Below are 6,436 nucleotides of genomic sequence, written 5' to 3'. Positions count from 1 at the left end.
TTGCGCAAGTGTGACCGCCCGCGCGGCCAAGCACGCGCTACCCCGCGATGAGCGGATTTCACCAAAGATCAGGGTCTTTGGGGGCTGAATAAGGCCCTGCAACCGCCGATTGGAACCGACGGCTATGTGCACACACTTGCGCAAGTGTGCGCATCTACCCCACCTGCTCGGCGATCATTGAGATCAAACCGACGGTGGCGGTATCGGTGCGAAGAATCCGGTTGCCCATTCCGAAGAGCCGGAATCCCCGCGCCTGGAGCATCTCCAGCTCATAGGGAGTCCAGCCGCCTTCGGGACCGATGGCCAGCAGCACCCGTTTGCCCGCGCCGAGGTCTTGGATTTCGGACAGGCGCTTGGTTCCGGCGGGGTCGGCCAGCAGTTTCAGGTGGTCGGGAAAGAGGGCTTCGAGCTCGTCCTCCACGAATGGCTTGAACAGCGGACGAACCAACACTTCTGGCAAATGGGTACACCGCGCCTGCTGCAGGCCTTCGACCAACATTTTGTTATAGAACCCCGGCTCGATGACGTGGCTGTCGAAATAGTAGCGCTCCACCTTTTCGGCGCGCAGCAGCACAATCCGGCCCGTCCCGAGCGCCGCCAGCTGCGCCCAAAGCCGCTTCATCACCTTCGGACGCGGCATGGCGAGCAACAGATCGATCCGCGGAATCGGCGGGAGTTCCGGATCGAATTCGCATTTCACCACCACCAGGGTGCCATCCATCGACTCCACCGTTCCGGTGCCGAACGGACCATCCAACAACCCGACGCGCAGTTGCTTCCCGGGCTCGGCTTTCAGGATCTTTCGGATGTGCCGGGCCCGGTCGTCGGACAACACCGCCCGGCCATCGGCATCGACTTCGGCTTTCTGTAGCAATATCAGATTCATGGCGCGAGGATGGCGAAACGGCACCGATCCAACAACCCAAATCATGCGTCACGCGCGTGCATCCGGGAGCGGCCTATTGAGATTCGGTCCGGTTTACTTGCCAATGGGTGGCGGCTCTGCCACACTGCGCGGCAATTCCGAGGGGGTCGGCCAACTCTAAGCGAGGCAAAAAAAGTGGATGCATTGCGGCAAATCATGGAATCGATCATTCACTCGGGGCACCTGAGTCCGTTTTTGGTGGTCGGGATCTTGATTCTTGCCGGATTCTTCGGGGGCTGGGTGGCGAAGCTCATCCGCCTACCGCACGTGACCGGAAACATTTTGGGCGGGGTGTTGGTTGGCCCCGCCTGCCTGGGCCTGATCGGCACGCATCAACAGCTCCACGATCTGCAACCGCTATCCACGTTTGCCATGAGTCTGGTGGCGGTCAGCATCGGCGGCCACCTCTCCTACCGCCGCATCCACAACTCCCTGCGCCGCATTGTTTCGATCTCGCTGTTCGAGGTCGGCTTTTGCGTCGCCACGGTAATCGCGGCCGCGCGACTGTTCGGCATGGATTGGCCAACCACCTGCCTGCTGGGGGCCATCTCGGCCTCGACCGCTCCGGCCACGACGATTGCGCTGATCCGGGAATCGCGGGCCAAGGGGCCGTTCGTCAAAACGCTGATCTCCGCCGTGGCGCTCAACAACATTCTGTGCATTCTCTTGTTTGTGATGATGCGCACGTTTGTGGCCGCCTATTTCGACAGCGGCGAGACCGCCGGCAAGATCGACGACGCACTGATCCTCTCGGCCTACCATTTGCTCGGGGCGCTGGCGCTGGGCCTTTCGGCCGGCTGGATCAGCAAGACCCTGGTCGGCCGGCCGCGGTTCCACGACTTTTCCACCATCCTGCTCGCCATCATGCTGCTGGACGGCCTGGCGGCCTATCTCCAACTCAGCCCGCTGCTGGTGAACCTTTTCTTCGGCGTCTTCCTCGGCAACAGCTCCGAAGTCGCCGAAAAACAGCTCACGACCCTGATGCCGCTCGAACCGATCCTCTACGTCTGCTTCTTCACGCTGGCGGGCGTATCGCTCCACCTCGACGCCATGCTGGCGGTCGGCCTGCTGGCGCTCCTCTATGCCGGCGCGCGCGTTCTTGGCAAGAGCATTGGCGCGGCCTTGGGGGGCATTGCGGGAAAATGCTCCAAGCGCATTTGGCAGAACATGTCCTTCGCACTCTACCCGCAGTCCGGCATCGCCATCGGTCTGGTGATTTTGCTGGGCAACGACGCCGATATCCCCGCCGAGATCAAGCAGGTCGTCAGCGCCATCGTGCTGGCCGGGGTCACGATCGCGGAAATCGCGGGGCCGTTTTGCACCAAGGCCGCGCTGGCGCGGTCCGGTGAAGCCAATCGCGACCGCCAGCGGCTCGTCGAGTTTCTGGCGGAGGAGTTCATTGTCGTCGACCTCAAGGCCGCCGACAAGTGGGACGCGATCCGCCAGCTGGTGGCGTTCCTGATGCGGACCCACCGGGTCGAGCACATCAGCCAGGAGGAACTTTACCAATCGGTGGTGGCGCGCGAAAAGGACATGTCGACCGCCATGGGGCGCGGCATCGCGATTCCGCACGGGCACACGGAAAAGGGCCCCGCCATACAGGGCGTGATGGGCATCTGCCGCAACGGGATCGATTTCGACGCCCCCGACCACGAAACCGTGAAGGTCATCATGCTGATCGTTACGCCGAAGGACAAGAAGGACATGCACCTCAAGGTGCTCTCCAGCCTTTCCGCCATGGTCCGCAACGATGCCATCCGCTCCCGCCTCATTGCCGCCATCAGCCCGGAGGATGCCATGGAAGTGATCGAAAGCGAAGAGGCGCGCGACTACAACTATTTCCTCGAATAGGCCGGTCGCAAGCGCCTTTCGCCGGCCGGAAATAGGCCGGCCTCGATCGCTATTTCTTGATACGGGCAATCCCGTTCTCGGCCTGCGCCATGCGCTGGACGAGTTCTTCGTAGCTGCCTGCGCAAAGCAACTTCGATTTGTTGGGCAGGACGATCTCCGTGCGCTCGGGAAAGAGATCGCAGTTGCGGATGCGCGCACCGGTCATTTCGATTAGGCGCAGGTTGTGCGACACCATGGAAATCTCGGTATCCTTGGTGTATTCGCTGCGTTTAACGGCATAGACTTCAAGAAACATGAGCTTCTCCCAGTTATTGTTTTCACGCGGCTCCGCTCCGGATGTTTTCCCGGCGAAAAACGAACCCGTCAACGACGGCGTTTTTAGTCCGCCCGCCCCTCCGTGTCTACCCCCAAAAACGAATTCTTTCCCCCAGGCAACCGGGGCGGGGCCCCTCATTCGACCGCCTCAAGTCTTGACGAGCGGAGGGGGTTTCCCTAACTTCCCCGCTTCATAAGCCCCCTTTATGAAGTGGGCTTTTTTATATGGTTGTCGGAAAAAAGGCGGACAAGTGCGGATCTTCGGATGACCGATCATTGCTAATATGGAGATATAAAGCATGTCGAAGACAGTATTGATCGGGTCGCAGTGGGGCGACGAAGGCAAAGGCAAAATCATCGACGTACTCACCGCGAACGCGGACTGGGTCGTACGCTACCAGGGCGGCAACAACGCCGGGCACACCGTCGAAATCGGCGACCAGAAATATGTGCTGCACCTCACCCCGTCGGGCATCCTGCGCGAATCGTGCAAGTGCGTCATCGGCAACGGCCTGGTGGTTGACCTGATCGGCCTGATGAGCGAGCTGACCGAATTGACCGAACGCGGCATCAAACTCGAAGGCCGCCTCTTCATTTCCGACCGCGCACACATCGTCTTGCACTACCACAAGGCCATCGACGGCACCAAGGAAGGCAACCTCGAAAAAGGCAAGAAGATCGGCACCACCAAACGGGGCATCGGACCGTGCTACATGGATAAGGCCGACCGCATCGGCCTGCGCATGGGCGACATCCTCGAAGCCGATTTCCTCGACCGCGTCCGCGAAATGGCCATCTCGAAAAACGGCGTCATCGAAGCCATGGGCGGCGAAGCGCTCAACGTCGACGAAATGGTGGCGGAAATCGCCGAAGCCGCGGACTATCTCAAGCCGTTCATCTGCGACACCATTCCGATCCTGCACAAAGCCGTTAAGGACGACGACGAAATCCTGTTCGAAGGCGCACAGGGCGTGATGCTCGACGTCGATTTCGGAACCTACCCCTTCGTCACCTCGTCGAGCACGGGTGCCGGCGGCGCCCCCGCCGGATCGGGCGTTCCGCCGAACGCGATCGACCGCGTGGTCGGCATCGTCAAGGCCTACACCACCCGCGTCGGCGAAGGACCGTTCCCGACCGAGCTGTTCGACGACATGGGCGCGCACATTGCGCAAGTCGGCCACGAGTTCGGCGCCACCACCGGACGCCCGCGGCGCTGCGGCTGGTTCGATGCCGTGGTAGCCAAATATTCCGCCATGGTCGGCGGAATCAACGAATGGGCACTCATGAAGCTCGACGTCCTCGACGCCGTGGAAACCATCAAGGTTTGCGTGGCCTACGAGTGCGACGGCGAGCGCCTCGACAGCGTTCCGGCCTCGATCAGCAAACTGCAACGCTGCAAGCCGGTCTACGAGGACTTCAAAGGCTGGAACACGCCGACCACCGACTGCACGTGCTGGGACGAACTTCCCGAGCAGGCCAAGAAATACGTCGAGTACATCGAAGCGATTACCGGCGTCAAGGTGGCCATCCTCTCCGTGGGTCCGAAGCGCGCCAGCACCATGCTGCTCGATCGCTAGGCACGGAAAGCCGACATCCGAATATCGAAATCCGAAACAGACTCGAACGCACAATGACGAAAGCTCAAAACAGATCTGCCGATGCCTTGGGATTTTCCCATTGGAATTTGTTTCGGATTTCGGATTTAGATTTTAGGATCTTCGAATGACCCCGTCATTCGACAAAGTTCCGCGCCACGTTGCCCTGATCATGGATGGCAACGGACGGTGGGCCCAAGAGCGCGGGCTTTCGCGCATCGAAGGCCACAAGGAGGGCGCGCAGTCGGTGCGCGCCGTCTTGCGCGCGGCGGCACAGACCGGGGTGGAGTTCATTACGGTCTATGCCTTCAGCACCGAAAACTGGAAGCGGCCGCCACAGGAGATCGACGGGCTGATGAGACTGCTCATCAGCTCGCTCGAGGCCTATGAGCAGGAACTGCACGACAACCGCATCCGCCTGCGCGTGATGGGCCAGTTCGAGCGCCTGCCCCTGCCCGTCCGCCGACGCCTCCAAAAGACGATCGACGCCACGGCGCACTACACCGACCACACCTTCATCATTGCCCTGAGCTATGGTTCCCGCATGGAAATCGCCGATGCCGCCAAGCGGATCGCCGAAAAGGTGAAGGCGGGTGAACTGAAGACGAAGGAGATCGACGAACAGACGGTTGCGCAGCACCTCTACCTACCGGACGTACCCGATCCCGAGCTGATGATCCGTACCAGCGGCGAGCTGCGATTGAGTAACTTCATGCTATGGCAACTCTCCTATTCCGAGTTCCATATTACCGACACCTATTGGCCCGACTTCCGCGAGCCGCAGTTTTTCGAAGCACTGGAAGCTTTCAATGGCCGCGACCGTAGGTATGGTGGTGTGAATAAGAAATAGCGACATACATTTATGGATAAGAAACGGATACTCATAGCCCTGTGCATCGCGTCGGTGCTGATCCCCGCCTTCTGCCTGGTTCCATGCAGCTGGCCGATCGGGCTGATCGGACTCTTGCTGTTCGCCGCCGTCGGCAGCTGGGAATTTTTCGGATTGCTCAACCAGGGCGGCGTGAAAACCTCGACCAAATGGGGCATCGGCAGCGGGCTCGTTTTTGTGGGGGCCACCTGGTTCCACATGACCGGACCGGTTTCCGACAACCTGCTCTGGTGCATCCTGCTGCTGGTGATCGTCTCCAACTTTTTCCGCATCCTGGCCTATCAAAACCTGCGCGAAGGGCTCGATAGTTGCATGGGCACCATCCTGGGCGTCGTCTATGTCCCGTTGCTCTGGAGCTTCGTGGTGCGCCTCTTCCTGTGCGGCGACCTCTCCAAGCCCGGCTGGGCCGCCTTCTATGTGATCCTCTGCATGAAAATGGCCGACTCCGGCGGCTACTTCTTCGGCACCCGCTTCGGCAAGCACAAGCTCGCCCCCTTCATTTCGCCGAAGAAAAGCTGGGAAGGACTGGTTGGCGGAATCGTTTTCTGCGCCCTCGTGAACGTGGCTTGGTACTTCATCTTCCACGGACGGCTCAACAGCGCCATTGCCCTCCCCTTGGGCCACGCCATGGCCCTCAGCGTCCTGTTCCCCGTCGTCGGCACATTGGGCGATCTGGTGGAATCGCTTTTCAAACGCGCGGTCGACGTCAAGGATTCGAATACGATGGTCTACGGACTCGGCGGCATCCTCGACATGGTCGACAGCATCCTGTTCGCCGCGCCCATGCTTTACATCTACATCGAACTCTTCCTCAAATAACCACCACCCCCCCCCAAGGTTGCAACCATGCTCGAAACCCTC

The 6,436-nt window shown here is 60.4% G+C and carries 6 protein-coding genes; 4 read left to right on the top strand and 2 right to left on the bottom strand.

Annotated features, from left to right (window positions below; genetic code table 11):
• Positions 1 to 154: 154 nt before the first annotated feature.
• Entirely contained in the window at positions 155 to 886 is a 732-nt protein-coding gene (locus tag ABYO54_RS12770) for a 16S rRNA (uracil(1498)-N(3))-methyltransferase (RefSeq protein ID WP_372808635.1), read from the bottom strand.
• Positions 887 to 1,081: 195 nt separating this feature from the next.
• Between ABYO54_RS12770 and ABYO54_RS12765 the strand changes: the two genes are divergently transcribed.
• Positions 1,082 to 2,776 carry a PTS sugar transporter subunit IIA gene (locus tag ABYO54_RS12765; RefSeq protein ID WP_372808634.1) on the top strand — a complete coding sequence of 565 codons (1,695 nt, stop codon included), beginning with the start codon at positions 1,082 to 1,084 and terminating at the stop codon, positions 2,774 to 2,776.
• 49 nt (positions 2,777 to 2,825) lie between these two features.
• Here ABYO54_RS12765 and ABYO54_RS12760 read toward each other — a convergent pair whose 3' ends face one another.
• Positions 2,826 to 3,071 (bottom strand): hypothetical protein, encoded by a 246-nt coding sequence (locus tag ABYO54_RS12760; RefSeq protein ID WP_372808633.1) that lies wholly within the window; start codon positions 3,069 to 3,071, stop codon positions 2,826 to 2,828.
• 319 nt (positions 3,072 to 3,390) lie between these two features.
• Between ABYO54_RS12760 and ABYO54_RS12755 the strand changes: the two genes are divergently transcribed.
• From ABYO54_RS12755 to ABYO54_RS12745, 3 genes are all read left to right on the top strand, one after another.
• Positions 3,391 to 4,668, top strand: coding sequence for an adenylosuccinate synthase (locus tag ABYO54_RS12755; protein ID WP_372808632.1), 1,278 nt, complete (start codon positions 3,391 to 3,393; stop codon positions 4,666 to 4,668).
• Positions 4,669 to 4,813: 145 nt separating this feature from the next.
• Positions 4,814 to 5,536: an isoprenyl transferase gene (locus ABYO54_RS12750; protein WP_372808631.1), complete on the top strand. Its 723-nt coding sequence runs from the start codon at positions 4,814 to 4,816 to the stop codon at positions 5,534 to 5,536.
• A 12-nt stretch (positions 5,537 to 5,548) separates the two neighbouring features.
• The gene (locus tag ABYO54_RS12745) at positions 5,549 to 6,394 is read left to right on the top strand and encodes a phosphatidate cytidylyltransferase (RefSeq protein WP_372808630.1); all 846 of its coding nucleotides are present in this window, start codon (positions 5,549 to 5,551) and stop codon (positions 6,392 to 6,394) included.
• Positions 6,395 to 6,436: the final 42 nt, after the last annotated feature.

Source organism: Pontiella sp., from assembly GCF_041622395.1.
Classification (GTDB): domain Bacteria; phylum Verrucomicrobiota; class Kiritimatiellia; order Kiritimatiellales; family Pontiellaceae; genus Pontiella.
Note: the sequence above shows the minus strand (reverse complement) of the source record. Positions and strands in the feature narration are given on the sequence as shown.